Source organism: Stenotrophomonas sp. 2201_Sma, from assembly GCF_056486685.1.
On sequence record NZ_CM151329.1, the window covers coordinates 4,018,996 to 4,043,682 of the forward strand.

The following is a 24,687-nucleotide window of genomic DNA, read 5'->3' on the forward strand; positions in this document are numbered from 1 at the left end:
GCTTTCATCCCCAGATGTTCAAGAACGTCCTGTTCCAACTGCACTGGCTGCTGGGCATCACGGCCGGCACCGTCCTGGCCATCATGGGCCTGAGCGGCGCAGCCCTGTCTTTTGAAGATGAACTGCTGCGCGCCGCCAACCCCGGCTTCGCCGCCATCGCCGAACATCATGCCGAAGGCCAGCAGCCGCTGCCCCTGAGCGAGCTGGTGCCGATGCTGCAGGCCGACAGCAAACGGCCGTTGCAGCGGCTGCGCGTGGATGCCAGCGGCCAGCGCCCATCGGTGGCCCGTTTCGCCGGCGGCAAAGCGCACTGGGTGTACTTCGACCCCTACAGCGGCGAGCGCTTCAGCGCCCTGCGCGGGCAGGCCTTCTTCGACTTCGTCGAAGACCTGCACCGCCACCTCGCCGCGGGCGAGCGCGGAAAATGGATCACCGGCAGCTGCGCGATCGCCCTGCTGTTCTTCACGCTGTCCGGGCTCTACCTGCGCTGGCCCCGCCGCTGGTGGCACTGGCGAAGCTGGCTGGCCGTGGAATGGAAGCGCAGCGGCCGCGGCTTCCTGTGGAGCCTGCATTCGGTGGCCGGCACCTGGGTGCTGCTGATCTACCTGATGAGTGCCCTGACCGGCCTGTGGTGGTCGTTCGACTGGTATCGCAGCGCGGCCAATGCCCTGCTCGGCGTGGCGCCACCGGCCAAGCAGGTGATCGATGCCGGCGCCGTGCTCGACCTGCGCCGCGTGGAAACGACGCTGTACGCGCAGGCCGGGGTGCGCACCGGTTACATCGACCTGCGGCTGCCCGAGAAGCCCGGCCAGGCACTGAATGTGCGGACCATGGCGGGCGATCCAGCATTGCGCGGCGGCCATCATGACCGCGCGCACGATCTGCTGCAGCTCGACCCTGCCAGCGGTGCGATTCTGGACGCGCGTCCCTACGCGCGCCAGGGCGCTGGCGGTCAGCTGGCCACCAGCGTGTTCGCGCTGCACTCGGGCAGCTACTTCGGGATTCCCGGGCGCATCATCGTGATGCTCAGCAGCCTGGGCATGAGCCTGTTCTTCATCACCGGCTGGCTGCTCTATCTCGACCGTCGCCGCAGCCAGCGCGCCGCACGTGCGCTGCGCCAGCCGCTGCCGGCGGCCGCAGCCAACGGCGCCGCATGGCTGGTGGTGCATGCCAGCCAGAGCGGCCTGGCCGAACAGCTGGCGTGGCGCGCGGCAGCGCAGCTGCAGGCCAGCGGACAGGCGGTGCAGGTATTGCCGCTGGCAAGGATCGACGCGCACCGCCTTCAGGCGGCGAGCCACGCGCTGTTCGTGCTCAGTACCTTTGGTGACGGCGAACCGCCGGATTCGGCACGACGTGCCTCGCGCCAGCTGCTGGGCCGATCCCTGGACCTGGCCACACTGCAGTTCGGCATGCTCGCGCTGGGCGACCGCCAGTACCCGCACTACTGCGCCTTCGGCCGCCAGTTCGATGCGTGGCTGCTGGGCAACGGTGCCCGCGCGAAGTTCGACCGCATCGACGTGGACGCTGCATCGGTCACGGCACTGCGCCAGTGGCAGCAGCAGCTCGGCCTGTTGACCGGCATTGCTGCCGACGACAGCGTGCTGCCGGCGGCCACCCGTATGCACGACTGGCAGCTGCTGGATCGCCAGCAGCTGAACCCGGGCAGCGTCGGTGGTCCGATCTGGCGGATCCGGCTGGCCGCGCCGGATGACGTGCAGTGGCAGGCCGGCGACATCCTGCACATCGCGCCGCGGCACAGCGCCGCGCATGCCCGTGCGGTACTGCTGGCGCATGGACTGGACCCGCTGCAACCGCTGCTGATCGAAGGCGGCACGCAGACCCTGCAGTGCCTGGCCAGCGAACGCGAACTGCCGGACGCGGCCAGTGCGCTGCAGGTGCAGGATGCCGGACGCTGGCTGACGGCCCTGCCCGTACTGCCGGGCCGCGAGTATTCGATCGCCTCGTGCCCGGCCGATCGCGTGGTGGAACTGGTCGTGCGCCTGGTGCACGACAACAACGGGCGCCCGGGGCTGGGTTCGGGCTGGCTGTCGCTGCATGCGCCGGCAGGCGCGCACATCGCCGCGCGCGTGCACCGCAACCCCGGCTTCCATCGCGTGCCGTGCGCACCCATGGTGCTGATCGGCAACGGCACCGGCATCGCCGGCCTGCGCGGCCTGCTGCGCGAGGCGGCACACGCAGGCGAGCACGGCCACTGGCTGCTGTTCGGCGAGCGCCAGCGCGCTCATGACTTCCTGTTCGCCGATGAGGTGAGCGCATGGCAGGCGCAGGGCCATCTGATCCGGGTCGACCTGGCGTTCTCGCGCGACGCAGCGGGCGGTTACGTCCAGGACCGCCTGCGGTCGGCCTGCGATGAACTGCGGGAATGGATGCAGCGTGGCGCCGTGATCCATGTCTGCGGCTCGCTGCAGGGCATGGCCGAGGGCGTGGATCAGGTACTGCGGGGCGCGCTCGGTGACGAGGTGGTGGAAACGCTGCTCGAGAGCGGTCGCTACCGGCGCGACGTGTATTGAGCCGCGCCGCCGGGCTGGACCCGGCGGCGGACGCGATCACGCCGCCGCGCGGGCCTGACGGTCCGGCTGCAGGCGGAACGCGGACACGGCTTCGGCCAGCGCGCGCACCTGCGCCTGCATCTGCGCGGTCGACGAGCCGGCTTCTTCCACCAGGCTGGCATTGCGCTGGGTACTGGCCTCCATCTGCACGATGGCGTGGTTCACCTGGGCGATGCCTGCGTGCTGATCCTGCGAGGCGCTGCGGATGCCGGCGAGCAGGTCCGCCAGCTGCTGCACGCTGCCGACGATCTCGTCCATGGTGGTGCCCGCCTGCGCGGCCTGCACGCTGCCTTGGCCGACGCGTGCCACGGAATCCTCGATCAGCGCCTTGATCTGCCTGGCTGCCTCGGCACTGCGCTGCGCGAGCAGACGCACTTCCGCCGCCACCACCGCGAAACTGCGGCCCTGCTCTCCGGCACGCGCAGCCTCCACGGCGGCGTTGAGCGCAAGGATGTTGGTCTGGAATGCGATGCCGTCGATCAACTGGGTGATGTCCCCGATGCGGTGCGATGCTTCACTGATGCCCTGCATGGTCTCCACCACCTGACCGACGGCCACCCCACCCCGCTGTGCAACCGCTGCAGCCCCCTGCACCAGCGCGTCGGCACGTCCGGCGGCGTCGGCGTTGCGGCCGACGGTGTCGGTCAGCTCATGCATCGAGGCTGCGGTCTCTTCCAGATTGGCCGCCTGCTGCTCGGTACGCTGCGAGAGGTCGTGATGGCCGGCAACGATTTCACCGACACCGCTGTCCAAGCTGGCGGCGGCGCGCTGGATGCGGGTCACGATGCGGCCGAGCTGTGCGACGGTTGCATTGGCGTCGTCGCGCATGCGTGCGAACACGCCCTGCAGCTCACCTTCCATGCGCACGCTGAGATCCCCACGGGCCAACGCCGCCAGCAATGCCTGCAGGTCCCCCAGGTTGGTTTCAAAGGTGGACAGCAGGCGGTTGATGCTGGTGGACAGCGTATGCACGAAACCGTGCTTGCCCTGCAGCGAAATGCGCCCGTGCAGGTCACCCTGCGCGGCAGCGTCGACCAGTGCCGCCACCTCGGTCTCCAGCAGCGTTTCCAGCGCACGGCTGCGCCACTCCAGCGCCACGCCCAGGAACTGGTCGTCATCGACGATGGCATTGGCGATCAACTGATAGCGCACACCGGCATGACTGATTTCCCGCTCCTGGCGGTGGGGCGCGTCGACCAGGCCGGCCAGGGCCGGATGCAGGTCCCGCGCGTCAGTGCCGACCAGCGCGTCGGCCTGCAGGCCCAGCACGTGCCGCAACGCAGGATTGGCGTAGGCCACCTGGCCTTCGGCATCGACCACCATCAGCCCGGTCTGCGCGCAGTCCAGGGCCTGGCGTACGCGCGTGTTGCCACGGGCCATCGCACGCTCGGTCTCGATGCGCGCACGCAGCCGCTGCTGCATGTCCACCAGGCGCTGTGCCAGCTGGCCGATCTCGTCGTTGGCGTTGTGCACGCGCAACGTGGTATCGAGCCGGTCATCGGCGATGTCGCTGGCGAACCGCAGGGTGTCCTGGATCGGCCTGCGCACCGCGCGCAGCACCAGCAGCAGGCTGGTGATCAGCACGCCGGCCACCAGCAGCAGGGTGAGGGCGAACAGCACGCTCATGGTGCGTGCACCGGCCTGCTGCCGCGCCTGCGCCAGGGCCAGCGCATTCACCTGTGCCTGCTGGAAGGCGGCGAGCGCGGGCGCCACGCCGGCAGCCGTCTCCATCAGCGATTGCGTCTCCACGTCAAGGCCGACGCGGGCAGCGGTATAGCCGAGCAGTGCCGACTGATAGGCGTCCATGCCGCTGCGGAGCGCCTCCTGCACGTCGGGCGGCAACCCCGCCAGCGCCAGATCGAACGGCAGCTTCTCTTCGCTGGCGCGGTCGGCATGAGTCGAATCGCCATCGAGCAGCAGCAGCGCTTCCTGGCGCCGCATCTTCTGCAGGTGCAGCGCCAGTGCCGGCCGGTCCAGGCCATTCACCTGCTGCTGCAGGGCATCGGCGGCCTGCTGCAGCTGTGCAGCCAGGCCGGCATCACCACGCCCCATCTCGTCCACACGTTCGAACAGCGCAGCCACTCCCTGCGAGAATCCCTCGGCGGCCTCGGTGAGCGCCTGCAATGCCTTGCGGCGACCGGCATCCATCGGCATCGCCCTGAGCGCCTTCAGATCGACCTGCAGTGCCTGCTGGGCCGCCTGCAGCTGGCTGCGGTCAGCATCGTCGAAACTGCGTGCATACTGGGTCTGCAGGCGACGCGCCTCCGCCACCCGCGTCGCCAGGCGTGCGGCCAGATCGCTGCCACGCTGGTAACTGGCCTGGCTGCGTGCGGCCTGGCTGCTGGCATGGCCGGTCCAGGCATGGACGGCGGCGATCGCCACCAGGCCCGCGCCGCAGACCAGCAGGGTGGCCTTGAGTTTGTTGGCCACGCTGAGTCGATGCGGCTGCAGCCAGACCAGCAGGCGTGGAAACGCCGAGCGCATCGCGATGAGACGGGTGCGCAGGGACCGAAGGGGGACGGCGGCCGACATCACAGACTCCAGGCGGAAGGACGCACCTGTATCGGCCTGACCGGCGGCAACTTTAGGCACATTGCCGATGCCGTGGCACGCACCGTGCCGGTTGCGCTCTTTGTACCGGCCCCAGGCGACGGAGACGTGACACAGCGCCCGCGCTTGACCTCAACCCCGGTTGTGGTTGCACAGTGGGATTGTTCCCACCGGCCGCCCTCGCCATGACCCCGCTCGACGTCCCCCGTTATCTGCAGCGCCTGCAACTGGATGCTCCGCCGTCGCTGGACCTTGCCGGACTGACCCTGCTGCTGCAGCGCCACAACGCCCTGCTCCCCTTTGAAACCCTCAGCAGCCTGCTGCGCGACGCGGTACCGATCGATCTGGACAGCGTGCAGCACAAGCTGCTCGACCAGCAGCGCGGCGGCTACTGCTTTGAACTCAACGGCGGCCTGCTGGCGCTCCTGCAGGCAGTGGGCTTCGACGCACAGCCGCTGAGCGCGCGCGTGCTGCTGGCGGCACAGGACAATGCCCCGACGGCGCGTACCCACCTGCTGCTGCGCGTGCACGTGGAGGGAGAGGACTGGCTGGTCGATGCCGGCTTCGGTGGCCTGACGCCGACGGTGCCGCTGCGGCTGTACGAAACGGCGCCGCAGGCCACGCCGCACGAGTCTTTCCAGCTGCAGCAGCTGGCGGGTGAGGACGACTTCGTGCTTTCCGCCCAGGCGGGCGACGCATGGCGGGCGATGTACCGCTTCGACCTGCGGCCGCCAGCGCCGATCGACAACGTGGTGGCCAACTGGTACGTGTGCACGCACCCGGATTCGGGTTTCCCCGGCCAGCTGCGCGCGTCACTGGCCGGCCCGGACTGGCGGCGCACCATCGGCAGTGGCAACTACACCGAGTACCGCCCCGGGCAGGCGCCGCTCAAGCGTCCGCTGCGCGATGCCGCCGACGTGCGCGACGTCCTGCAGTCGGCATTCGGCCTGCGCGTGCCGGACGATGCGCGGCTCGACCCGGCGATCACCGATTGGCTGCAGCGCTCGCACGCCGCATCACGGTAGCACCGCGCGGCACGGTGCCCGGGTTACAACGTCACCGGCGCCTGCAGCGCAATGCGGTTGCCCTCGCTGTCGCAGATCTCGGCCACCCGCCAGTGGCCGGCATCATGCAGTTGCAGGTAGAAGGCGATGGCGCGAGCCAGGTCGCTGGACGGAATCTCGACATGCGCGATGGGGTTCATCGTCGCAGGATGGCGCCGCCCTGACATTCCGTGCGCATCGTTGCGGGCATGCTGGCCTGCCCACCCTTCGCGGAGCGCTGCATGACCCTGGCCGATCACCGAAGTGCACTGGCGCCACTGGGCCATCTGCGCGTCGCCATCAATCTGGGGAATCCGGTCCTCGCGCAGGGCGACACACGATCGCCGCGCGGCCCCTCGGTGGAGCTGGCCACCGCGCTGGCGCAGCGGATGGGCGTGCAGGCGCGATTCACCTGTCACGATGCGGCCGCATCGGTGGTCGCGGCGGCAGCCGACGACGCATGGGACCTGGCTTTTCTCGCCATCGATCCCGCACGTGCCGACCGCATCGCCTTCAGTGCACCGTATGTGGAGATCGAAGGAACCTACCTGGTGCGCGAGGACAGTCCCGCGCGGCAGGTGGCCGATCTGGATCGCGGTGGGCTGCGTATCGCCGTTGGCCGGGGTGCCGCCTACGATCTGTTCCTGAGCCGGGAACTGCGGCACGCCACGATCGAGCGTGCCGACACGTCGGCGGCGGCCATCGATCTGTTTGACGCACGGCGCCTGGATGCCGCCGCTGGCGTGCGCCAGCCACTGCAGGCCTGGGCACTGCAGCATCCGGGACACCGCGTGCTCGCCGACCGCTTCACTGCGATCCAGCAGGCCGTGGCCGCACCTGCGGCGCGCCCCGCTGCCGCCCTGCGGGCCCTGTTCGACGAGGTCGAGGCGATCAAGGCAGGGCCCCTGCTCGAGGACGCTTTCGCACGTTCCGGACAGGCGGTCACCCTGGTGCGATGACGCAGCAGTGGCCCGCAGCACGCGACAGGTGGCTGCGTGCGCCGGGCCGGATCAGCCCTGCGTCTCCATGTGCCGCGCATGCTCGCTGGCCTGCGCATGCAACCACTCACGGAAGGCGAGGAATCCACGGTGGCGCGCCGAGCGCTGCGGATACACCAGCCAGTGCGGCCAGGCGGTTTTCAGCCGCTGCTCCGACAATGCGACCAGCTGGCCGGAATCCAGCAGCAGGCGCGCGCGCGTCAGCCGGCCCAGGGCCACGCCGACACCATCGAGCGCTGCACGGTGATGCGCTTCCGAATCGTCGAGCACCGCCACGAACCGCGAAGGGGGGCTCTGCCCGATCAGGGCAAACCACGCGGCCCATGCGCCATCCGGATCGCCCAGCAGCGGCCACTGCGCCAGTGGAGCACGGTCGATGCCGCCCATCCGCGCGATCAGCGCCGGGCTGGCCATCGGCACCAGCCACTCATCGAACAGCCGCTCGACCACCAGCCCGGCCCATTGCCCGCCGCCTACGCGCAACGCCGCGTCGAACTGCAGCTGCCGATCGAAATCGACAAGACGTTCGCTGGACTGCAGGTTGATCTCGATCTGCGGGTGTGCGGCGACGAAATGACCCAGCCGTGGCACCAGCCATGCGGAGGCCATCGACGGTACGGCGCTGATCGTCAGCACATGTTCGGCGCGCGCGGCGTAGCGTTGGAACACCTCGTTGATTGCATCCAGGTGCGGCCCGACCCGATCGAGCAGGCGCTGGCCCTCCAGGGTCAGTGCGACCCCGCGCGCCTGGCGGACCAGCAGCGGCTGGCCGAGGCGTTCTTCGAGCTGCCGCATCTGGTGGCTGAGCGCGCTGACGGTCAGGTTCATCGACGCCGCGGCGCGTGACAGGTTGCCCAGGCGCGCGGCAGCCACGAAACCCTGCAGGGCATGGAGGGGTGGGCGGGACATGAGGCTTGAATCCTGTTCAAGTCAAACTTGCGGAAATGTCGCTTTTTACGTCCTCATGCTGCCCGTATCGTTCAATCCACTCAAGTGGAGCGACGATCATGAACATCTTCAGCAGTCTGTTGTTCCTGCACGGTCACATCGCAAGCGCCGAGCTGGCCCGCCGGTTGGCCACGCCGGTGGCCAGCACGACCGGGGCACCGGCAAAGCCGTACCGGAGCACACACCTCGACCGTCCAGCTGCAGCAAAGGTGACTTGCCCCACCTGCCCCGCCCCGCGCTGAGCGCGGCAGCGGCGGGCTTACCAGTGCCGGGGCGCTAATGCCCGTACCAGGCCTGCACATGGGGCGGTAGCGATGGCAGCGGGTCGATGTCCAGCGCGCGATAGCCATCGAGGGTATCGCGCAGCAGCGCCGGTCCGGGGCTGCCCGGCATGCGCAGGCTTTCCTCTTCCGGCAGCTGCAGGGCGGCCCAGTCATGCAGGCGATCCAGCCGCTGGACCATGGCGGCGCGCAGCCAGGGGCGCAGCGGGAAGGTCCGATATCCGCGCCCATCCAGCGTACGCACAGCATCGGACAGGGCCTGGTTCGCGCCACGCACCCATTCGGTGCGTCCGCCGGCCTTGTCCTGCACGGTCATCGGTGCCGGCGCGCGATGTGCTCGGAAGGGGGCACGCAGCTCCAGCTCCAGGTCACGCGCATCGCGCTCGGTTTCCGCCTCCACCAGCGCCCCGGCGCACAGATCGAAGAACTCGAACCAGCGCCGATGCAGTGCGCTGATGCGACCGAGCGGGTCACGCGAGAAGCCGATCTTGGCGTAATCCTCCCAGGCGCAGGGAAAGACGTAGGCGAAGACACGACCATCGATGCGGATCTGCGGTTCCATCGGCGCAGGCTGCATCGCTTCGGACGCGATGGCAACCGGGCCGGACCGTGCGCCGTTCGGGTCACGGCCGCTGCAGCACGTCCTGCATCGCGGCAGCCACGTCGGTGTTGTCGATGTAGCTGCCATCGTTCCACCGCACATGCTGGCGGTAACCGGCGTCGATGCCGCGCACGCGGGCGCCGAGCCGCTCCGCGCCGGCGCCCTTGGCCCACAGCGGTACCAGTGCATTGGAATGATTGCCGGTGGGGCGGAAGCTCATCCCCGGCATCCGCCCGCGCCCGTTGTTGCGCACCGGCTCGAACGCCACCTGCTGCGCGTCGGGCCCCATCGGCATGCTGTTGTCGTGGTCGGTGGTGACGATCAGCAGATTGCGCTGCCATCCGCCGTTGCGCTCGATCCACGCCACCACCGCCGATACCGCATCGTTGAACTCGACCGTCTCTTCGATCAGGCGGCCGTACTGCGGCTGGTCGCCGCACTGGCCGTAATGCCATTCGGTGCCGCACGCACTGGTATGCGCGGCCCAGTCGGTGGCCCCACCTTCCACCATCAGGAACAGGCCCTTGGACGAGCGCTGCTGCAGGAACTGCAAGGCGCCGCGGGTCATGGTCGCCAGGTCCGGCACGCTGTCGATCTTCCTCACGCCGGAGGGAGTGGTCTCATCCCTGCCCAGGACCTGCAGCTGACGCGCCTGCTGCAGGGTGCTGGCCACACGCGGTACGCCGATCAACGGGCGGTCGGCTGGCACCCTCCCCTGTGCAAGCGCAGCGAACGCTTCCTTGCTGCGGATCAACCGCCACGGTCCGGCAGGATTGCCAGCGATGGGGGTGCCTGCTTCCAGCTGCTGCCAGTCCTGCTGCGACACCCACTCCCAGGCGTTCGCGCAACCCTCTTCCTTCACTGCGCCTGCATCGTCATCGCAGGCGCGGCCATCGACGCTGTAGCCGGGGCCGCCGGTTCCCATGACCAGGTCCATGTGGCCCTGGGCCAGCATCTGGTGGGCGATGGCATGGTAGTTGTTGCGCGACGCGTTCTGCGCGGCGAACGCGGCCGGTGTCGCGTGCGAGAACGGCACCGAGGTGACCACACCGGTTGCCATGCCCAGGCGCTTGGCGCGCAGGGTGTTGAACTCTACCGCGACGCCGTCGTTGTTGACGTTGATGGCGTTGTTGTACGTCTTGATGCCCGACGACAACGCCGTGCCCGCCGCGGCGCTGTCGGTCGCCACCGCGGCCAGGTACTGATAACCGGCGAACGGAAGATCCGCTGCCGGTACCGGGGTGGCATCCCATGCTTTCGCGGCGTCGTAGCCGAGCGTCTGCGCCGAATCGTGCGTGGGCTGGCTGCTGGCGTTGAGCGGGAACGTGGCCACCGCAAGGCGCTGCGGGAAGTGCGCGTACGGAGCGCCTTCGCGACTGCCATACTGCCAGTACGCGGCGGCATCCCAGGTTCCCCAGCCCGCGCCGTCGTTGATCATCACGATCACGTTGTGCGGGTAGCCGCCGGTCGCCACCGGCGCCTGCGCACGCGGTGCCGGCTGGCAGCCGGCGAGGGCTGCCAGCGCGGCCAGAATCGAAGGGTAGAGCCAACGGCGCGGCGTGTGTGCGGTCATCGTGCATCCTGTGGGGTCGGGCAGGTGGCCCGGAATGCGCGACGTTATATCATTGCAATATTGCAGATTCACGCATCCTGGCAGCGGTATCCTGTGGAACGTCTCCCCTGCCGCGCCACCATGCCGTCTCCACGTCCCCCGGTCTCCTCGATCACCCTGGATGCCGGCAGCTTCGCGGTCATCCACCAGGAGAACGCCGACCTGCAGCGTCCGCCTGCTTCACTGACCAAACTGATGACCGCGTACGCAGCCTACGAACAGGTCGCATCCGGCGCCGCCGCTTGGGAGATGCCGGTGACGGTTGCCGCCGAGGACGTGCAGGCGGTTGCTGACGATGAAACGCGCATGGGCCTGGTGCCCGGCGAAACGGTCACGCTGGGCCGGCTGCTGCAGGGCATGCTGGTGGTATCGGGCAACGACGCGGCCCTTGTGCTTGCCCGCCATCTGCACGGCTCGCAGGCGGCGTACCTGCAGCGCATGAACGCGCTGTCGCGGCGTCTCGGCCTGGGCAGTACCTGGTTCGCGTCGGTGTCCGGCATCACCACGCCGCGGCACGTCTCCAGCGCACGCGACATGGCGGTGCTGGCGGGCCGCCTGCTGGCAGATCATCCGCAGGTGCTGGCCATCACCGCACAGCCGGCGTTCGCGCACGGGACGTTCAGCCGCAGCAACCAGAACGCACTGCTCGCCGATGAAGGTGTGGACGGCCTGAAGACCGGCTATACCCGCGCGGCCGGGTTCTGCCTGGCGGCTACGGCGCGCCGCCCCATCGCCGGACACGCGCAGCCGGTGCGATTGATCACCGTGGTGCTTGGCTCGGAAGACCGCGAAGCACGCGATGCGCGGGTGCGCAGGCATCTCGCCAGTGGATTCGCCGCGTTGGCCGGCAACACCGTCGCAGAAGCCTGAGCTGCGCGGGCAGTCAGTCCCGTACAACGGTGGATACGATCACCCGCTGCAGTTCGCGTTCCGCGTCGGCTTTGCCGATCGCGCCATTGGCCACCGCTTCGGACAGCGCTTCGGCAGCGCCGAGGATCGCCCAGCGCCCCTCCACCGGTACCTGGCCGTCACCGGCGAACGGGCCCAGCCAGTCCGCGCAGTTGTCGATGAACTCCTGCTGGTAGCAGTGCCGCACCTCGCGCAGCTCCGGCGCGCCGACCAGCGCTGCGAGGATGCTCTGCACGTCGCTGCCCTGGCTCAGCACGCAGTCGATGTAACCGGACGCGATGGCCGCTGCGCGCGCGGTCAGTTCTGCCGGCGCCGCGGCGATACGGTCATTGAAAATGAGCGTCTGCCGCTGGTCGTAGTCATGGTAGAGCGCCGCCAGCAGGCCGTTGCGCGTCACGAAGTGATCGTAGGCCACCGGCTTGGTCACGCCCGCCGCTTCGGCCAGGCGCCCCAGGGTCAAGGCATCGGTGCCTTCGGCGCCCACCAGCGCCCATGCGACCTCCAGCAACTGGCGGGCCCGCTGCTCGCGGGTCAGTCGGCGACGCGTGGGGGTGTCGGTGGCAGGCATCGGCGGAACACGGCTGTCAGCTCGTTGGATGTCCGATTTTACGGCCGATCTCCATCGCGGTCTGCAGATGCGCTGCGGCCGCCCCGGTGTCCGCCTCCAGCAGCAGGGTGGAGGACAGCACGCGCGCGCCGCAGTAATCGAAGATGCCCATGTCGATCTGCGTGTTCATGGCCGCGCCATAGCCACGGCGTTCAATCATCGCGGCATCGGCACCCCCGATGCCGACCAGATGCACCTGCAGCCGCTGCAGCCGCTTCTCCACTTTGCCATCGGCACCCTCGGCGTAGGCCCAGCCCTGGGTGAAAACGCGATCGATCCAGCCCTTCAGCAGCGCCGGGAACGACCACCAGTAGAGCGGATAGACCAGCACCAGGGTGTCGGTTGCATCCAGCCGTGCGTGCTCGGCCGCCACATCGGCCGGTGGCGGCGCGATGCCGCGGAACAGGGCCTGGTCCTCCCCATTGAAGCGCGGGTCGAAGCCTTCGGCCATCAGATCGGCAATGGCCGTGGTATTGCTCTCACCGGCATCGGCGATGGCCTGCGCGATGCGCGCGGCTACCGCGTGGGTCAGCGAGGCAGGATCGGGATGGGCAACTCCTTGGTTATTAGTTACTGATGGTAACTAGCGCATCGAGCCCGGTCAGCACTCCCAGCAGGACACTGTTTCTGGCGTTCTGTATCGCCTCAATTCAAATGCAAATGATTCGTGATACGATTGTTAAGGAAATATGAAACCCCACACGGACGTCCCAGCCATCGCCAGTGGACCCCCTCACCCGGAGTACCGCGCGATGTTGCATGCCAGTCTGAAGTCCCGTCGTTCCGTTGCCACGCTGGCCGTGGCCATCGGCCTTGCCCTCGCCTCCCAGGCCCACGCCGAGGCGTCAGCCGATGCCGCCGCCAAGCAGATGGACACCGTGGTGGTCACCGCCACCGGCGCCCAGCAGTGGATCCGGGATGCCCCCGCCAGCATCAGCGTGATCACCCGCGAGGACATCGAGCGCAAGCCGGTCAGCAGCATCGGCCAGCTGTTGAGCACCGTGCCCGGCGTGACCGGCGGTTACGCGCTGTCCGGTGCGCAGTCGAAGATCCGGCTGCGCGGCCTGCCCGAGCAGTACACACTGATCCTGATCGATGGCCGCCGCCAGGGCAGCTCGGCCGGCGTGAACTATCGTGATGACCTGGGCCCGCAGGATCTGAACTGGCTGTCGCCGGACATGATCGAACGCATCGAAGTGGTGCGCGGCCCGATGTCCTCGCTGTACGGTTCGGACGCGATGGGGGGTGTGATCAACATCATCACCCGCAAGATCGCCGACCACTGGGGCGGCTCGGCCACCTTCAACTACAGCAAGCCCGATTCGGACACCCGCGGCAACACCACGCAGATGGGAGCGCTGTTCAGTGGCCCGCTGACCGACAACCTGGGCGTGCGCATCGGCGCCAACGTCACTGACCGCGAATCCGACCGCGGCGCGCGGCAGACACCGGGCAACAAGGCAGAGAACGCCAACGTGCTGTTCGACTGGCGCATCAGCGACAGCCACGTCGTGGGCGTGGAGGCCTCGCGCGGAACGCAGCGCAACAGCGGGGCCGGCCAGGTCAACAGCTGGGGACTGTCCAAGCTGGTGCAGACCGGCTACGTGATCCGCCATGACGGCACCTACAGCGACGCCACCACGTCCAAGACCACGCTGGTGCAGAACGAATACGAAGACAAGGGCAGCGACGTCGGCAACCGTTCGAAGGAAACGGTGTTCGATACCGCCTTCAACACCGGCTTCCACTGGGGCGTCGAGCACAGCCTGAATGTGGGCGGGCAGTGGAAACGCGAGGAGTTGGAGAACAGCGACACCATCGGTACCGTTCCGGTCACCTGGACGGGCAGCGGCCGCATCAGCCCGACCAGCGAGGCCGACTCCTGGGCGCTGTTCGCCGAGGACCACCTCACCCTGCACGAGCGCTTCGTGCTGACCCTGGGCCTGCGCTGGGACAACACGGAAAACTACGATGACAACCTGAGCCCGCGCATCTACGGCGTCTGGCACCCGGCCGATGCATGGACCGTGCGCGGCGGCATTTCCAAGGGCTTCCGTGCCCCCAACCTGAAGCAGGGAACGGCCGGCGCTGCGACCCAGTCCGGCGGCAACGGCTGCCGTGCCCTGACCGCCGAAGGCTGGAGCAGCCGTTCGGTGAATGCCGACGGCACGCGCGGCTGCTACATGGCCGGCAACCCGAACCTGGAACCGGAGACCAGCACCAACTACGAGCTGGGCGTGGGCTTCGACCGCGAGGGCTGGTCGGCCTCGGCCACCTACTTCCTGACCAACTTCGACGACAAGATCGAACAGGTGCCGCTGAGCCAGATCCCCGGCCAGACCACCAGCTTCGTCAACGGCTACTGGTGGACGGTGGCACAGAACATCCAGAAGGCACGCACCCGCGGTGTGGAAGCCAGCGTGACCGTGCCGCTGCACGAACGCCTGAGCTGGACCACCCACGCCACGCGCATGCTGGAATCGAAGAACCGCACCACCGGCGCTACCCTGCTGGTAGTACCGGAGCTGACCGCCAACACCTCGCTGGAATGGCAGGTGACCGATGCCTGGTCGTTGAATGCCAGTGCGCAGCACATCGGCAAGCAACTGGTATCGGCCACCAGCGCGACCTTCGCCAAGGCGTACACCACCTGGGATCTGGTGACCGGCTTCGACGTGAACGAGAACCTGACCCTGCGTGCCGGCGTCCTGAACGTGGGCGACGTGTCCACCATCGACGAAGGCAACAACTACGACGGCGGCGCGCGCACCTTCTTCGTGGGCGCCACCGCACGGTTCTGATGCAGCACTGGCTCGGATCCCTTCGCGCAGCGAAGGGATCCTGCCGTGCATCCGCGGCCCTGCCTCAGCGGAACAGCGCGTTCAGCGCCGCACCCGATGCTGCCGCCTGCAGGCCATCAAAGCGGCCTTCCTGCTGGATGGGATCGGTGGCCCGCATCAATCCCCCCCACGCCGCACGGGCCAACGCCCCGCCCAGGCTGACCCGGCGTACCCCCATCGCAGCGATGTCCTGCAGCGTCAGTGACGTCGGTCCGCCCGCCAGCAGGTTCACCGGCTTGCCGCCTGCCGCGGCCACCACCGCCTGGATCTGTTCGGCCGTGGTGATGCCCGGTGCGTACAACACATCGGCACCTGCGGCCGCGTAGGCACGCAGGCGCTGCAGCGTGTCTTCCAGATCCGGTAGGCCCACGAAGAAGTTTTCCGCCCGGCCCACCAGCAGCACATCGGCCGCGGCGCGATCGATGGCCGCACGCGCCGCACGCAGGCGTTGCACGGCCTCCTCCAGCGGGCGCAGCGGCGCGTCGGCCAGACCGCTGGCATCTTCAATCGACAGAGCGGCGATGCCCGTATCCAGGGCCGCCGTCACGGCCTCAGCCACGTCCTGTGGCGTGGCGCCGAAGCCATCGCCGAAGTCTGCGTTCACTGGCAGGTCGGTGGCGGCCACCATCAGCCGCAGGTGGTCAAGCGTCGCCTGCAGCGATACCGCACCATCGGGGCGACCTTCGCTCCATGCACACCCCGCGCTGGTGGTGGCCAATGCCAGGAAGCCCTGCCGCTGCAGGTAGCGCGCGCTGCCGATGTCCCACGGATTGGGCAATACGAAGCAGCCCTGCGCATGCAACTGCCGGAACGTGGCACGTCTGCGGGCAGTGGTGGCATCTGCGCTGTTCATGGCGGGTATCCGTGCGGTGAGCTGACCACCCTATCCGGGCCGCGCACAGGACTCAACGCACCTGCGGCGCAGCATCAGGTGATGCCACCGGATCATTGGACGCGGCCCCCGCATCCGTCCGACGGTGACGGTCCGCCGTCCACGGAAACAACCATGCCGCGCTCACCGCATTCTTCTGACGCCATTGCTGGCGACGACACCGATGCACACCAGGCCGCGCCGTTCTCACCCAGCCGGCGCCGCCTGATCGCATCGGCCGGCCTGGCCGCAGGTGGCCTGGCCGGCGCCACGCGTCCGGCCGCCGCAACACCGGCCCGAGAGGTGGCGAACACGACCGCACCGGGGCGTCCCGGATTCCAGGCGATCGTCCCGCCGCCGGCGCAGGGCCGCAGTCCCTGGGGACAGGACACCGCCAGCGAACCGACCCCACGACCGCGCAGCACACGCCCGGGCGAATCGCCATTGCCGACCCACCCACGCCCCTACACCGACATCAAGAGTTACCACGCCCACATCTATTTCGACGAGGACACCTCGGCCAAGGCCGCACTGATCCGGCGCTGGGTGGCGGAACGCTTCCCGGTGGAACTGGGCAACTGGAATCCGGAGCCACGCGGCCCCCATGTCACTCCGTCGTTCTATTTCGGCTTCACCAACGATCTCCTGCCGGTCGTGGTGCCATGGCTGCAGCTCAACAGCCTGGGCCTGACGATCCTCATCCACCCCAACACCGGCGATGGGCGCGCCGACCACCTGCATTACGCGCTGTGGGTGAACCGCGCGCAGCCGGTGAACGCCTACGACTGGCCCGCGCCCCGGCCGGGCGAACAGGAGCCGCTGGAACAGGTGTTCCCCAACGTCGTGCCGACGCGGCCGCTGGAAACCTGAGCAGACCCGCCCGGCCTGGCCGGGACAGGAGCGGCTGGCCGCCATCGTCGGCGTACGTGCGGGTATCAGCAGCCGTCGCCACGTTCAGCGCGCCTTGAGGCGCTGCCCGGCATACGGGCACAAGCGCTTCCAGCGATTTCAAACAATCGATTGAAACGCGGCAAACTTCGCCGAACTGGACAGCATCGGCCGCTTCCGCCAGACTGCCGCCCTTTCCAGTCGATCGGATCCCATGGCGAAGCTGCTGGTCCTGCACGGCCCCAACCTCAACCTGCTCGGTACCCGCGAGCCGGAGGTCTACGGCCACACCACCCTGGCCGACATCGACCAGGCGCTGGCCCGCCAGGCCGACGCCGCCGGGCACGTGCTGGAGAGCCTGCAGTCCAACGCCGAACACGCGCTGGTGGACCGCGTACAGGCCGCCCGCACCGACGGCACGGCGTTCATCCTGATCAATCCGGCCGCGTTCACCCACACCTCGGTCGCCCTGCGCGACGCGCTGGCGGCCGTGGCCGTGCCGTTCATCGAAATCCACCTGTCCAACCCGCACGCCCGCGAACCGTTCCGCCAGCACAGCTATTTCAGCGACAAGGCGGTCGGCGTGGTGTGCGGCTTCGGCGCCGACAGCTACCGCTACGCGATGGATGCGGCGCTGCTGCGGCTGTCCGCCACCTGATTGTCGACCCGGGCGCCCACGGCGCTCTCCTCACCTAGATAGAAACCCAAGAGGCCCTCATGGATCTGCGCAAAATCAAGAAGCTGATCGACCTGCTGGAAGAGTCGAACCTGGCCGAAATCGAAATCAAGGAAGGCGAAGAGTCCGTGCGCCTGTCGCGCGCGCCGGTCGCCGGCTATGCCGCCCCGGTCGCCGCACCGGTCTATGCCGCCCCTGCCGCGCCGGCGCCGCAGGCAATGCCGATGCAGTCGCCGACCGAAGCCTCCACCGGCGGCACCGCCAAGCCGGGCCCGGCGCTGCCGGAAGGCCACGTGCTGCGTTCGCCGATGGTCGGCACCTTCTATGCCTCGTCCGCTCCGGACAAGCCGGCCTTCGTCACCGTGGGCCAGCAGGTCAAGGAAGGCGAAACCCTGGCCATCATCGAAGCGATGAAGATGTTCAACCCGATCGAAGCCGACGCGTCCGGCACCATCGTCGCCATCCTCGGCGAGAACGGCCAGCCGGTGGAGTTCGACCAGCCGCTGTTCGTGATCGGCTGAGGGGCACGCCATGCTCGACAAAGTCGTCATCGCCAACCGAGGGGAGATCGCGCTGCGCATCCTGCGCGCGTGCCACACCCTGGGCATCCGCACGGTGGCCGTGCACTCCACGGTCGACCGCAACCTCAAGCATGTGGCCATGGCCGACGAGTCGGTCTGCATCGGCCCGGCGCCGTCGCCGCAGAGCTACCTCAACATCCCCGCCCTGATCGCCGCGGCGGAAGTCACCGATGCCCAGGCCATCCATCCGGGCTACGGCTTCCTGTCGGAGAACGCCGATTTCGCCGAGCGCGTGGAGGAATCCGGCTTCATCTTCATCGGCCCCAAGGCCGACACCATCCGCATGATGGGTGACAAGGTCGAAGCCATCCGCGCCATGAAGGCCGCCGGTGTGCCGTGCGTGCCCGGCTCGGGCGGCCCGCTGGGCGAGGACATCGTCGCCAACACCAAGATCGCCCGTGAGATCGGCTACCCGGTCATCATCAAGGCAGCGGGCGGCGGCGGCGGTCGCGGCATGCGCGTGGTGCACGCCGAAGCCTCGTTGAAGACCTCGATCGAAACCACCAAGAGCGAAGCGAAGGCGGCGTTCGGCAATGGCGAGGTCTACATGGAGAAGTTCCTGGAGAACCCGCGGCACGTGGAGATCCAGGTGCTGGCCGACGGCCAGGGCAATGCCATCCACCTCGGCGAGCGCGACTGCTCGATGCAGCGCCGTCACCAGAAGGTGGTCGAGGAAGCGCCGGCACCGGGCATCACCGCCGAGCAGCGCGAGCAGATCGGCAAGGTCTGCGTGGAGGCCTGCATCCGCATCGGCTACCGCGGCGCCGGCACGTTCGAGTTCCTGTACGAGGACGGCCGCTTCTACTTCATCGAAATGAACACCCGCATCCAGGTGGAACATCCGGTCACCGAAATGGTCACCGGCATCGACCTGGTGGCCGAGCAGCTGAAGATCGCCGCCGGCCAGAAGCTGTCGATCAAGCAGAGCGACGTGGTGCTCACCGGCCATGCCATCGAGTGCCGCATCAACGCCGAAGATGCTGAAACCTTCGTGCCGAGCCCGGGCACCATCACCGGCTTCCATCCGCCGGGCGGCCCCGGTGTGCGCGTGGATACCCACATCTACAGTGGTTACCGCGTGCCATCGAACTATGACTCGATGATCGGCAAGCTGATCGTGCACGGCCCGGACCGCGAAACCGCGATCGCCCGCATGCGGGTGGCGCTGAGCGAAATGGTGGTCGACGGTATCAAGACCAACATCGCCCTGCAGCAGCGGATCATGCGCGACAAGGGCTTCCAGGCCGGTGGCCAGAACATCCACTACCTGGAAAAGCGTCTGGCCGAGCGCAAGAACAAACCGATCGCGCTGACCTGATCGGCACAGGTGCCGGACACGAAAAGGGCGGGGGATATCCCCGCCCTTTTCTGCTTTCTGCAGCGCCTTCCCCGCGCCCGGCGTGCCGGGAAAAGCAGCCGCGCGTGAGGGCCCGGCGCTGCAGGATCGGTGTCAGTGCCTGTCGGCCGCGGTTGCCGGAATCTGCGAGTTCGGCAGCGGGCGCACACCATTGGGCGAGGTCGGATCGACGATCACCATGGTCTCGGTCGAGCCATCGGGCCAGACCACCTGGAAGGTGCTGCCCGCCGGCAGCGATGCGAACGGCACGCCGCTCTGCGCGCGATAGACCGCAGCGACCTGGCTGGCGCCGGCGCGGCGCAGGTCTTCCTGTGCCTTCACCGTGGTCAGCTCCACCTTCGACAGATGCCGGTAGCGATCCTCGTAGGTATCGATCATCAACAGGCCCACCGCGCCGGCCGAATAGGCCACGAACAGTGCCACCCAGAACCAGAACTTGGCCCCGTGAAGGAATCGACGGTAGTTCATGGCCTGCTCCCCCTTCCAATCAATCGCTTGATCCATTCGTTCATCTTCCCAGCACCTTGCCGCGAAACCGCAGCGTCATACACGAAATCCCGGAAATCCTGCGTCTCATCCTGCGAACAGATCCCTCCATTCGCACAAAAACTGTTGACCAGCACGCTGTCGGCCCCACACGGTAGACCGAGTTCGCAGGCCGCAAGCCGCCACGCCATTTCGCTGAGCTGCTCGCCGGCCACCAGCCCGTCCAGTGCACTGTCACCGGCGGCGCGCACGCCCATTCCCGGAGCGAGGGCCATGAATGCCTCCGGATCGCGCGACAGGCGCACGCGCTCGACCAGACCACGGCGGTAGTCCGCGCTGTCGTGCAGCGGCTCACCTTCAGCGAACAGCGCAGCTTCGGCCGCCAGATTGCCCTGCGCGGCCGCCTTGCGACGCTCCGCCAGCACCAGTGCCGCGCCCAGTTTGTCGCCGGGCACGAACCCGCCGCAGCGCTGGGCCACGCGCTCGCGCGCATCGACCATGGCCGGTGCGGCACTCAGGCCCAGCCCCGCCAGCACGTTGTTGTCCAGGCGATACCCCCCGGGATCGACCGCGTACTGCGCGCAGTAGTCATACACCCGGCTGAGCATCCAGCGCGCTTCGTGGTTGCCACCGTCGGCCTGCGCACGCAACCGCTGCGCATAGGCGAACAGATCGGTGGCGCCCTCGATGTCGGCCCGGATGTCCAGCGGCAGGCCGGACGGCAGTGCGCCGCCCCGCTCGAAGGCCGCCAGACGCCGCGCCAGCGCCTCGGGCATGACCGGCATCGTCGTCCCATCCTCGTTGCCCGCCACCTGGGCCGTCGGCAGCCCGGAGGCCGCGACCGGAGACGATACCGAGCCCACGTGCCCGCTGGCCCGATACCCGGCCACGCCCAGCACGGCCACCGCCGGCAGCACGAGCAACCAGGTTTTCAGGGTCGGAGCGAGTGCCATCGGCAACGGAAAGCGTCGGGGGCGCACAGGAAAGCGCGCAGTTTAGCAAGGCCCGGCAGGCCTGTCTGAACGGGGGCCGTTCATCTCAGAGCATACGGAGACGCCCCGATGGTCTAGCATGGCCCCCTTTCCCGCGATTGCCCCCGATCCCATGCCGTTCCTGGAACTGACCCTGCGTTGCACCGAAGCCACCCAGCCCCGCTATGAGAATGCGCTGGAGGACGTCGGGGCGTTGGCCGTGACCCTGCTCGATGCCGAGGCCGACACCAGCAACGAGCAGGCGATCCTGGAACCGGGCGTGGGCGAGACGCCGCTGTGGGACAGCCTGGTGCTGACGGCGCTGTTCCCGGCTGACAGCAACGCGCTGTTGCTGCTGGCGGCGCTGGAAGCGTTCGACCCGGAACTGGACTGGAGCGGTGGCAGCTTTCGCGCCGTCGAGGACGAGGACTGGGAGCGTGCCTGGCTGGACCAGTTCCAGCCGATGGACTTCGGCAGCCGCACCTGGATCGTGCCGTGGAACCATGAGCTGCCGGAGGCGGCGCAGGCCGCCGACGCGGCCGTCGTCCGGCTGGACCCGGGCCTGGCCTTCGGCTCCGGTACTCATCCCACCACCGCGCTGTGCCTGCGCTGGCTGGACCAGCTGGCCGTGGACGGCCAGCTGCAGGGCCAGCGCGTGCTCGATTTCGGGTGCGGCTCGGGCATCCTCGCCTTGGCTGCGCTGAAGCTGGGCGCCGCCGAGGCGATCGGCGTGGACAATGATCCGCAGGCCCTGGTCGCGACCGCCGACAATGCCGAGCGCAATGGCGAGCAGGGCCGCATGCAGGTCTATCTGCCACAGGACGAGCCGGTGGCAACCTATCCCATCGTGGTCGCCAACATCCTCGCCTCGGCCCTCGATGCGCTGGCCGAGCTGCTGGCCGCGCGCGTGGCCGGCGGTGGCCGCATCGCACTGTCGGGCATCCTGCATGGACAGGAGCACGAACTGCTGCAGCGTTACAGTGCCTGGTTCGACGACCTGCAGGCGACCCGCGATGGCGACTGGATGCGCATCACCGGCGTGCGCCGCGCCTGATCGTGTTTGAATGAGCGCTCGACCCGAACCCGCACCGTGAGCATGTCCGAGCCGACCCCCGCACGACGTCCACTGGCCACCTTCCTGCGCCCCGCGCCGGAAGGCGGAACGGCACCTGCCGTCGAGGCGCACGTCGATATGCCTGCACAGGCCGGTCCGGCGCCCGAACCCACTGCGGCGGAGATCGAACATGCGCCGGCAGCGGCGGTGATCACTGCGCAACCCGTTCCGCAGCACACCGATGATGTGCCCCCGCATGCCGCGGCGGTGGCATCACCATCGAACCATGACGCACCCGGTTTCCTCGCCCGTGCACCTTCACGCTCGCGCCCGGCGCCGCGCTGGCACTGGCTGCTGGTGGCGGGGCTGGCGGCGCTGCTGATCCTGCAGAGCGTGCTCGCCGACCGCGCGCGGCTGGCCGCCGATGCCGGCCACCGCACATGGCTGGTGGCGCTGTGCAGCGTGCTGCGCTGCAGCCTGCCCGCCTGGCACGAACCCACCGCCTTCACCATGACCAGTCGCGACATCCGCCCGCTGCCTGGTCAGGCCGGCGTACTGCAGGTGCAGGCCAGCATCCGCAATGACGCGCGATGGCCACAGGCCTGGCCCGACCTGCGGCTTTCGCTGTCCGATGCGGACGGACGGGTCATCGGCAGTGACGTTTTCAGCCCCACGCAGTACCTCGGCGAGAACCCGGGTACCTCCGTGCTGGAACCGGGTCAGAGCGCACACATCGCGTTCCGCGTGCAGGAGCCTGCGGCGTCCACTGTCGCATTCACCTTCGAGTTCCTGTGATCGGGACGAAGGCGACCAGCCATGGCAGGTCGGGCACGCTCGCGCTAGACTGACCGCCACCACCTCATCCGGCCGCGCGCTCCGCGTGCACGGGCCAACCAGATCGGGAACCCCCTTGAACGCTGTCCTTTCTCGTCCTGACAACAGTCGTGGCGCTCCCCGGCCACCGCTGCGCGAACACGTCGCCCAGTCCGTGCGCCGGTACCTGCGCGACCTTGATGGCTGCGATGCAGACGACGTCTACGAGATCGTGCTGCGCGAGATGGAGATTCCGCTGTTCGTGGAAGTGCTCAACCACTGCGAAGGCAACCAGAGCCGGGCCGCGGCGATGCTGGGCATCCACCGTGCCACGCTGCGCAAGAAGCTGAAGGAATACGGCATCAGCGCCTGAGCGCGGATGGCGACGTCGTGGAAGCGGGGTCACCCGCCGCCGCCCGCCTTCCAGTAATACCGCACCACGTGGAAGAACACCGGTGCGGCGAAGCACACCGAATCCAGCCGGTCGAGCATGCCGCCATGGCCCTCGATCATGTGGCCCCAGTCCTTGATGCCACGGTCGCGCTTGATCGCCGACATCACCAGGCCACCCCAGAACCCCATCAGGTTGATCAACAGCGACAGGCCGAACGCCTGCAGCGGCGTGAACGGCGTGATCCACCACAGCGCAGCGCCCACCACGCTGGCACTCAGCACGCCACCGATGAAGCCCTCCACTGTCTTCGACGGCGACAGCCTGGGCGCGATCAGGCGCCTGCCCAGCAGCTTGCCCCAGATGTACTGCAGCACGTCCGAGGACTGCACCACGATCACCAGGAACGCCAGCAGCAGCACGTTGCGCGCGGGCTCATGCCCGGGCACACGCAGGTTCAGCAGCAGGGGCACGTGCGAAATGCAGAACACGCAGATCATCAGCCCCCACTGCACCTTGGCCGTGCGCTCCAGGTAATGCGTGGTGTCACCGCCGATGGTGGCCAGGATCGGCAGGAACAGGAACGCGTAGACCGGAATCAGCAGCGTGTACATGCCATACCAGTCGATCCACACCAGGTAGTACTGCCAGGGCAGCACGATGTAGAACGCCGCCAGCAGCGCGTAGTAGTCACCTGACCGGGTGGGTGCCAGGGTGATGAATTCGCGCAGGGCAAACAGCGAGATGATCGCGAACAGCACGATCACCCCGGCCCGGCCGAACAGCAGCGCCAGGCCGACCACGATCGCCATCACCCACCAGGCGCGGATGCGCGAGACCAGGTTGGCGATGACCGCGCTGGGCCGTCCACGCTGCCGCCAGCGCAGGGTCTCGGCCACCAGCGTCGCCAGCACCAGCACCGCGCCGACCCCGGCGAACAGCAGCCCGGTCTGCTGGCCCACGCTGCGCGCGGCGAGATCACCCGATACGGCGATCAATCCGCTCATGCGCGTCCTCCGCCCGGTGCCAGATCCAGCAGCGCCTGGCGGCTGCGCTGGAGGAATGCCGCCTTGTCCTCGTCGGCCTGCAGCCGCAGCGGAGTACCGAAGGTGGCCGTGCACAGCAACGGCAATGGCAGGAACCGTCCCTTGGGCATCACCCGCTTGAGGTTGTCGATCCACACCGGGACGAATTCCAGTTCCGGACGCTGCCGCGCGAGATGGTAGATGCCACTCTTGAACGGCAGCAGCGGCTCATCGCCGACGTTGCGCGTGCCTTCCGGGAACAGGATCAGTGAGCACTCCGCATCCACCGCCTCGCGCAGCGCCTGCAGCGGATCCTGCTGGCGGCGCGCCGCTTCGCGCTCGACCAGCACGCCGTTGAACACCGCATCGATCAGGTAGCGACGCAGGGCGTCGCGCTGCCAGTATTCGGCGGCCGCCACCGGACGCACCTGCCGCCGCAGTGCCGGCGGCATCGACGACCAGATCAGCACGAAATCCCCGTGGCTGGCGTGGTTGCCGTAGTAGACACGGCGCTCGCTGGAGGGCGCGCATCCGACCCACAGCGCCCGCGCGCCGGTGAGCACATGGATGGCGCCACTGCAGGCGCGGGCGATCAGTTCAGCAAACATCGATGTC

At 68.4% G+C, this 24,687-nt stretch carries 24 protein-coding genes; 12 read left to right on the top strand and 12 right to left on the bottom strand.

Features of this window, described 5'->3' with window-relative positions; translation table 11 throughout:
- The first annotated feature begins 14 nt into the window (after positions 1–14).
- Positions 15–2,531: a PepSY domain-containing protein gene (locus ACZLIF_RS18490; RefSeq protein ID WP_128987712.1), complete on the top strand. Its 2,517-nt coding sequence runs from the start codon at positions 15–17 to the stop codon at positions 2,529–2,531.
- A 36-nt stretch (positions 2,532–2,567) separates the two neighbouring features.
- On the opposite strand, the gene ACZLIF_RS18495 is transcribed toward ACZLIF_RS18490, so the two are convergent.
- A complete protein-coding gene (locus tag ACZLIF_RS18495; protein ID WP_128987711.1) occupies positions 2,568–5,102 on the bottom strand; it encodes a methyl-accepting chemotaxis protein in 2,535 nt (844 codons plus the stop codon).
- A 203-nt stretch (positions 5,103–5,305) separates the two neighbouring features.
- Here ACZLIF_RS18495 and ACZLIF_RS18500 point away from each other — a divergent pair, with 203 nt between their 5' ends.
- Positions 5,306–6,145: an arylamine N-acetyltransferase family protein gene (locus ACZLIF_RS18500; protein ID WP_128987710.1), complete on the top strand. Its 840-nt coding sequence runs from the start codon at positions 5,306–5,308 to the stop codon at positions 6,143–6,145.
- Positions 6,146–6,168: 23 nt separating this feature from the next.
- On the opposite strand, the gene ACZLIF_RS18505 is transcribed toward ACZLIF_RS18500, so the two are convergent.
- Complete coding sequence (locus ACZLIF_RS18505) at positions 6,169–6,324, bottom strand: VOC family protein (protein ID WP_164972334.1); 156 nt, start codon at positions 6,322–6,324, stop codon at positions 6,169–6,171.
- An 81-nt stretch (positions 6,325–6,405) separates the two neighbouring features.
- Here ACZLIF_RS18505 and ACZLIF_RS18510 point away from each other — a divergent pair, with 81 nt between their 5' ends.
- Positions 6,406–7,122, top strand: a complete 717-nt coding sequence (locus ACZLIF_RS18510; RefSeq protein ID WP_128987709.1) for a transporter substrate-binding domain-containing protein — start codon at positions 6,406–6,408, stop codon at positions 7,120–7,122.
- A 51-nt stretch (positions 7,123–7,173) separates the two neighbouring features.
- Here the strand turns inward: ACZLIF_RS18510 and ACZLIF_RS18515 are convergent, their stop codons facing one another.
- The 3 genes from ACZLIF_RS18515 to ACZLIF_RS18525 all read right to left on the bottom strand — a co-directional run bounded on the left by ACZLIF_RS18515 (position 7,174) and on the right by ACZLIF_RS18525 (position 10,564).
- The gene (locus tag ACZLIF_RS18515; protein WP_065174425.1) at positions 7,174–8,070 is read right to left on the bottom strand and encodes a LysR substrate-binding domain-containing protein; all 897 of its coding nucleotides are present in this window, start codon (positions 8,068–8,070) and stop codon (positions 7,174–7,176) included.
- Positions 8,071–8,385: 315 nt separating this feature from the next.
- Entirely contained in the window at positions 8,386–8,952 is a 567-nt protein-coding gene (locus ACZLIF_RS18520) for a GIY-YIG nuclease family protein (RefSeq protein WP_065174424.1), read from the bottom strand.
- A gap of 61 nt (positions 8,953–9,013) precedes the next feature.
- Positions 9,014–10,564 (bottom strand): alkaline phosphatase, encoded by a 1,551-nt coding sequence (locus ACZLIF_RS18525; RefSeq protein ID WP_128987707.1) that lies wholly within the window; start codon positions 10,562–10,564, stop codon positions 9,014–9,016.
- Positions 10,565–10,684: 120 nt separating this feature from the next.
- On the opposite strand from ACZLIF_RS18525, the gene ACZLIF_RS18530 reads away from it, so the two are divergent.
- The gene (locus tag ACZLIF_RS18530; RefSeq protein ID WP_128987706.1) at positions 10,685–11,473 is read left to right on the top strand and encodes a D-alanyl-D-alanine carboxypeptidase family protein; all 789 of its coding nucleotides are present in this window, start codon (positions 10,685–10,687) and stop codon (positions 11,471–11,473) included.
- 13 nt (positions 11,474–11,486) lie between these two features.
- Here the strand turns inward: ACZLIF_RS18530 and ACZLIF_RS18535 are convergent, their stop codons facing one another.
- Positions 11,487–12,080, bottom strand: coding sequence for a TetR/AcrR family transcriptional regulator (locus ACZLIF_RS18535; RefSeq protein ID WP_128987705.1), 594 nt, complete (start codon positions 12,078–12,080; stop codon positions 11,487–11,489).
- Positions 12,081–12,096: 16 nt separating this feature from the next.
- Entirely contained in the window at positions 12,097–12,651 is a 555-nt protein-coding gene (locus ACZLIF_RS18540) for an NAD(P)H-dependent oxidoreductase (protein WP_478462653.1), read from the bottom strand.
- Positions 12,652–12,871: 220 nt separating this feature from the next.
- On the opposite strand from ACZLIF_RS18540, the gene ACZLIF_RS18545 reads away from it, so the two are divergent.
- Positions 12,872–14,920: a TonB-dependent receptor domain-containing protein gene (locus tag ACZLIF_RS18545; RefSeq protein ID WP_128987703.1), complete on the top strand. Its 2,049-nt coding sequence runs from the start codon at positions 12,872–12,874 to the stop codon at positions 14,918–14,920.
- Positions 14,921–14,984: 64 nt separating this feature from the next.
- Here the strand turns inward: ACZLIF_RS18545 and ACZLIF_RS18550 are convergent, their stop codons facing one another.
- Positions 14,985–15,812: an isocitrate lyase/PEP mutase family protein gene (locus ACZLIF_RS18550; protein ID WP_128987702.1), complete on the bottom strand. Its 828-nt coding sequence runs from the start codon at positions 15,810–15,812 to the stop codon at positions 14,985–14,987.
- Positions 15,813–15,965: 153 nt separating this feature from the next.
- Between ACZLIF_RS18550 and ACZLIF_RS18555 the strand changes: the two genes are divergently transcribed.
- The 4 genes from ACZLIF_RS18555 to accC all read left to right on the top strand — a co-directional run bounded on the left by ACZLIF_RS18555 (position 15,966) and on the right by accC (position 19,293).
- Positions 15,966–16,700 (top strand): DOPA 4,5-dioxygenase family protein, encoded by a 735-nt coding sequence (locus ACZLIF_RS18555; RefSeq protein WP_065174419.1) that lies wholly within the window; start codon positions 15,966–15,968, stop codon positions 16,698–16,700.
- A gap of 232 nt (positions 16,701–16,932) precedes the next feature.
- Complete coding sequence (gene aroQ / locus ACZLIF_RS18560; RefSeq protein WP_053515684.1) at positions 16,933–17,376, top strand: type II 3-dehydroquinate dehydratase; 444 nt, start codon at positions 16,933–16,935, stop codon at positions 17,374–17,376.
- Between the two features lie 59 nt (positions 17,377–17,435).
- Entirely contained in the window at positions 17,436–17,915 is a 480-nt protein-coding gene (accB, locus tag ACZLIF_RS18565; protein WP_053515682.1) for an acetyl-CoA carboxylase biotin carboxyl carrier protein, read from the top strand.
- A 10-nt stretch (positions 17,916–17,925) separates the two neighbouring features.
- Positions 17,926–19,293, top strand: coding sequence for an acetyl-CoA carboxylase biotin carboxylase subunit (accC, locus tag ACZLIF_RS18570; protein WP_014648613.1), 1,368 nt, complete (start codon positions 17,926–17,928; stop codon positions 19,291–19,293).
- A gap of 132 nt (positions 19,294–19,425) precedes the next feature.
- Here the strand turns inward: accC and ACZLIF_RS18575 are convergent, their stop codons facing one another.
- Positions 19,426–19,800 (bottom strand): hypothetical protein, encoded by a 375-nt coding sequence (locus ACZLIF_RS18575; RefSeq protein ID WP_065174417.1) that lies wholly within the window; start codon positions 19,798–19,800, stop codon positions 19,426–19,428.
- Positions 19,797–20,771: a hypothetical protein gene (locus ACZLIF_RS18580; protein WP_053515678.1), complete on the bottom strand. Its 975-nt coding sequence runs from the start codon at positions 20,769–20,771 to the stop codon at positions 19,797–19,799. The genes ACZLIF_RS18575 and ACZLIF_RS18580 overlap by 4 nt, the downstream gene beginning before the upstream one ends.
- A 151-nt stretch (positions 20,772–20,922) precedes the next feature.
- Here ACZLIF_RS18580 and prmA point away from each other — a divergent pair, with 151 nt between their 5' ends.
- The 3 genes from prmA (at position 20,923) to fis (ending at position 23,029) form a co-directional block, all read left to right on the top strand.
- Positions 20,923–21,843 carry a 50S ribosomal protein L11 methyltransferase gene (gene prmA, locus ACZLIF_RS18585; RefSeq protein WP_053515676.1) on the top strand — a complete coding sequence of 307 codons (921 nt, stop codon included), beginning with the start codon at positions 20,923–20,925 and terminating at the stop codon, positions 21,841–21,843.
- 42 nt (positions 21,844–21,885) lie between these two features.
- The gene (locus ACZLIF_RS18590; protein WP_128987701.1) at positions 21,886–22,638 is read left to right on the top strand and encodes a DUF3426 domain-containing protein; all 753 of its coding nucleotides are present in this window, start codon (positions 21,886–21,888) and stop codon (positions 22,636–22,638) included.
- A 115-nt stretch (positions 22,639–22,753) separates the two neighbouring features.
- The gene (gene fis / locus ACZLIF_RS18595; RefSeq protein ID WP_005419706.1) at positions 22,754–23,029 is read left to right on the top strand and encodes a DNA-binding transcriptional regulator Fis; all 276 of its coding nucleotides are present in this window, start codon (positions 22,754–22,756) and stop codon (positions 23,027–23,029) included.
- Positions 23,030–23,058: 29 nt separating this feature from the next.
- Here the strand turns inward: fis and ACZLIF_RS18600 are convergent, their stop codons facing one another.
- A complete protein-coding gene (locus tag ACZLIF_RS18600; protein WP_053515673.1) occupies positions 23,059–24,054 on the bottom strand; it encodes a phosphatidate cytidylyltransferase in 996 nt (331 codons plus the stop codon).
- Entirely contained in the window at positions 24,051–24,680 is a 630-nt protein-coding gene (locus ACZLIF_RS18605) for a lysophospholipid acyltransferase family protein (RefSeq protein WP_111186286.1), read from the bottom strand. The genes ACZLIF_RS18600 and ACZLIF_RS18605 overlap by 4 nt, the downstream gene beginning before the upstream one ends.
- Positions 24,681–24,687 lie beyond the last annotated feature (7 nt).

What these genes read in the sequence shown, in the direction of transcription:
- ACZLIF_RS18550 (WP_128987702.1), bottom strand. Translation starts at nt 15,812, where the DNA reads ATGAACAGCGCAGATGCCACCACTGCCCGCAGACGTGCCACGTTCCGG.
- ACZLIF_RS18600 (WP_053515673.1), bottom strand. Translation starts at nt 24,054, where the DNA reads ATGAGCGGATTGATCGCCGTATCGGGTGATCTCGCCGCGCGCAGCGTG.
- ACZLIF_RS18490 (WP_128987712.1), top strand. Translation starts at nt 15, where the DNA reads ATGTTCAAGAACGTCCTGTTCCAACTGCACTGGCTGCTGGGCATCACG.
- ACZLIF_RS18605 (WP_111186286.1), bottom strand. Translation starts at nt 24,680, where the DNA reads ATGTTTGCTGAACTGATCGCCCGCGCCTGCAGTGGCGCCATCCATGTG.
- ACZLIF_RS18515 (WP_065174425.1), bottom strand. Translation starts at nt 8,070, where the DNA reads ATGTCCCGCCCACCCCTCCATGCCCTGCAGGGTTTCGTGGCTGCCGCG.
- ACZLIF_RS18500 (WP_128987710.1), top strand. Translation starts at nt 5,306, where the DNA reads ATGACCCCGCTCGACGTCCCCCGTTATCTGCAGCGCCTGCAACTGGAT.
- prmA (WP_053515676.1), top strand. Translation starts at nt 20,923, where the DNA reads ATGCCGTTCCTGGAACTGACCCTGCGTTGCACCGAAGCCACCCAGCCC.
- ACZLIF_RS18505 (WP_164972334.1), bottom strand. Translation starts at nt 6,324, where the DNA reads ATGAACCCCATCGCGCATGTCGAGATTCCGTCCAGCGACCTGGCTCGC.
- accB (WP_053515682.1), top strand. Translation starts at nt 17,436, where the DNA reads ATGGATCTGCGCAAAATCAAGAAGCTGATCGACCTGCTGGAAGAGTCG.
- ACZLIF_RS18555 (WP_065174419.1), top strand. Translation starts at nt 15,966, where the DNA reads ATGCCGCGCTCACCGCATTCTTCTGACGCCATTGCTGGCGACGACACC.
- ACZLIF_RS18545 (WP_128987703.1), top strand. Translation starts at nt 12,872, where the DNA reads ATGTTGCATGCCAGTCTGAAGTCCCGTCGTTCCGTTGCCACGCTGGCC.
- ACZLIF_RS18530 (WP_128987706.1), top strand. Translation starts at nt 10,685, where the DNA reads ATGCCGTCTCCACGTCCCCCGGTCTCCTCGATCACCCTGGATGCCGGC.
- ACZLIF_RS18580 (WP_053515678.1), bottom strand. Translation starts at nt 20,771, where the DNA reads ATGGCACTCGCTCCGACCCTGAAAACCTGGTTGCTCGTGCTGCCGGCG.
- aroQ (WP_053515684.1), top strand. Translation starts at nt 16,933, where the DNA reads ATGGCGAAGCTGCTGGTCCTGCACGGCCCCAACCTCAACCTGCTCGGT.
- accC (WP_014648613.1), top strand. Translation starts at nt 17,926, where the DNA reads ATGCTCGACAAAGTCGTCATCGCCAACCGAGGGGAGATCGCGCTGCGC.
- ACZLIF_RS18495 (WP_128987711.1), bottom strand. Translation starts at nt 5,102, where the DNA reads ATGTCGGCCGCCGTCCCCCTTCGGTCCCTGCGCACCCGTCTCATCGCG.
- ACZLIF_RS18590 (WP_128987701.1), top strand. Translation starts at nt 21,886, where the DNA reads ATGTCCGAGCCGACCCCCGCACGACGTCCACTGGCCACCTTCCTGCGC.
- ACZLIF_RS18520 (WP_065174424.1), bottom strand. Translation starts at nt 8,952, where the DNA reads ATGGAACCGCAGATCCGCATCGATGGTCGTGTCTTCGCCTACGTCTTT.
- ACZLIF_RS18575 (WP_065174417.1), bottom strand. Translation starts at nt 19,800, where the DNA reads ATGAACTACCGTCGATTCCTTCACGGGGCCAAGTTCTGGTTCTGGGTG.
- ACZLIF_RS18510 (WP_128987709.1), top strand. Translation starts at nt 6,406, where the DNA reads ATGACCCTGGCCGATCACCGAAGTGCACTGGCGCCACTGGGCCATCTG.
- ACZLIF_RS18525 (WP_128987707.1), bottom strand. Translation starts at nt 10,564, where the DNA reads ATGACCGCACACACGCCGCGCCGTTGGCTCTACCCTTCGATTCTGGCC.
- ACZLIF_RS18535 (WP_128987705.1), bottom strand. Translation starts at nt 12,080, where the DNA reads ATGCCTGCCACCGACACCCCCACGCGTCGCCGACTGACCCGCGAGCAG.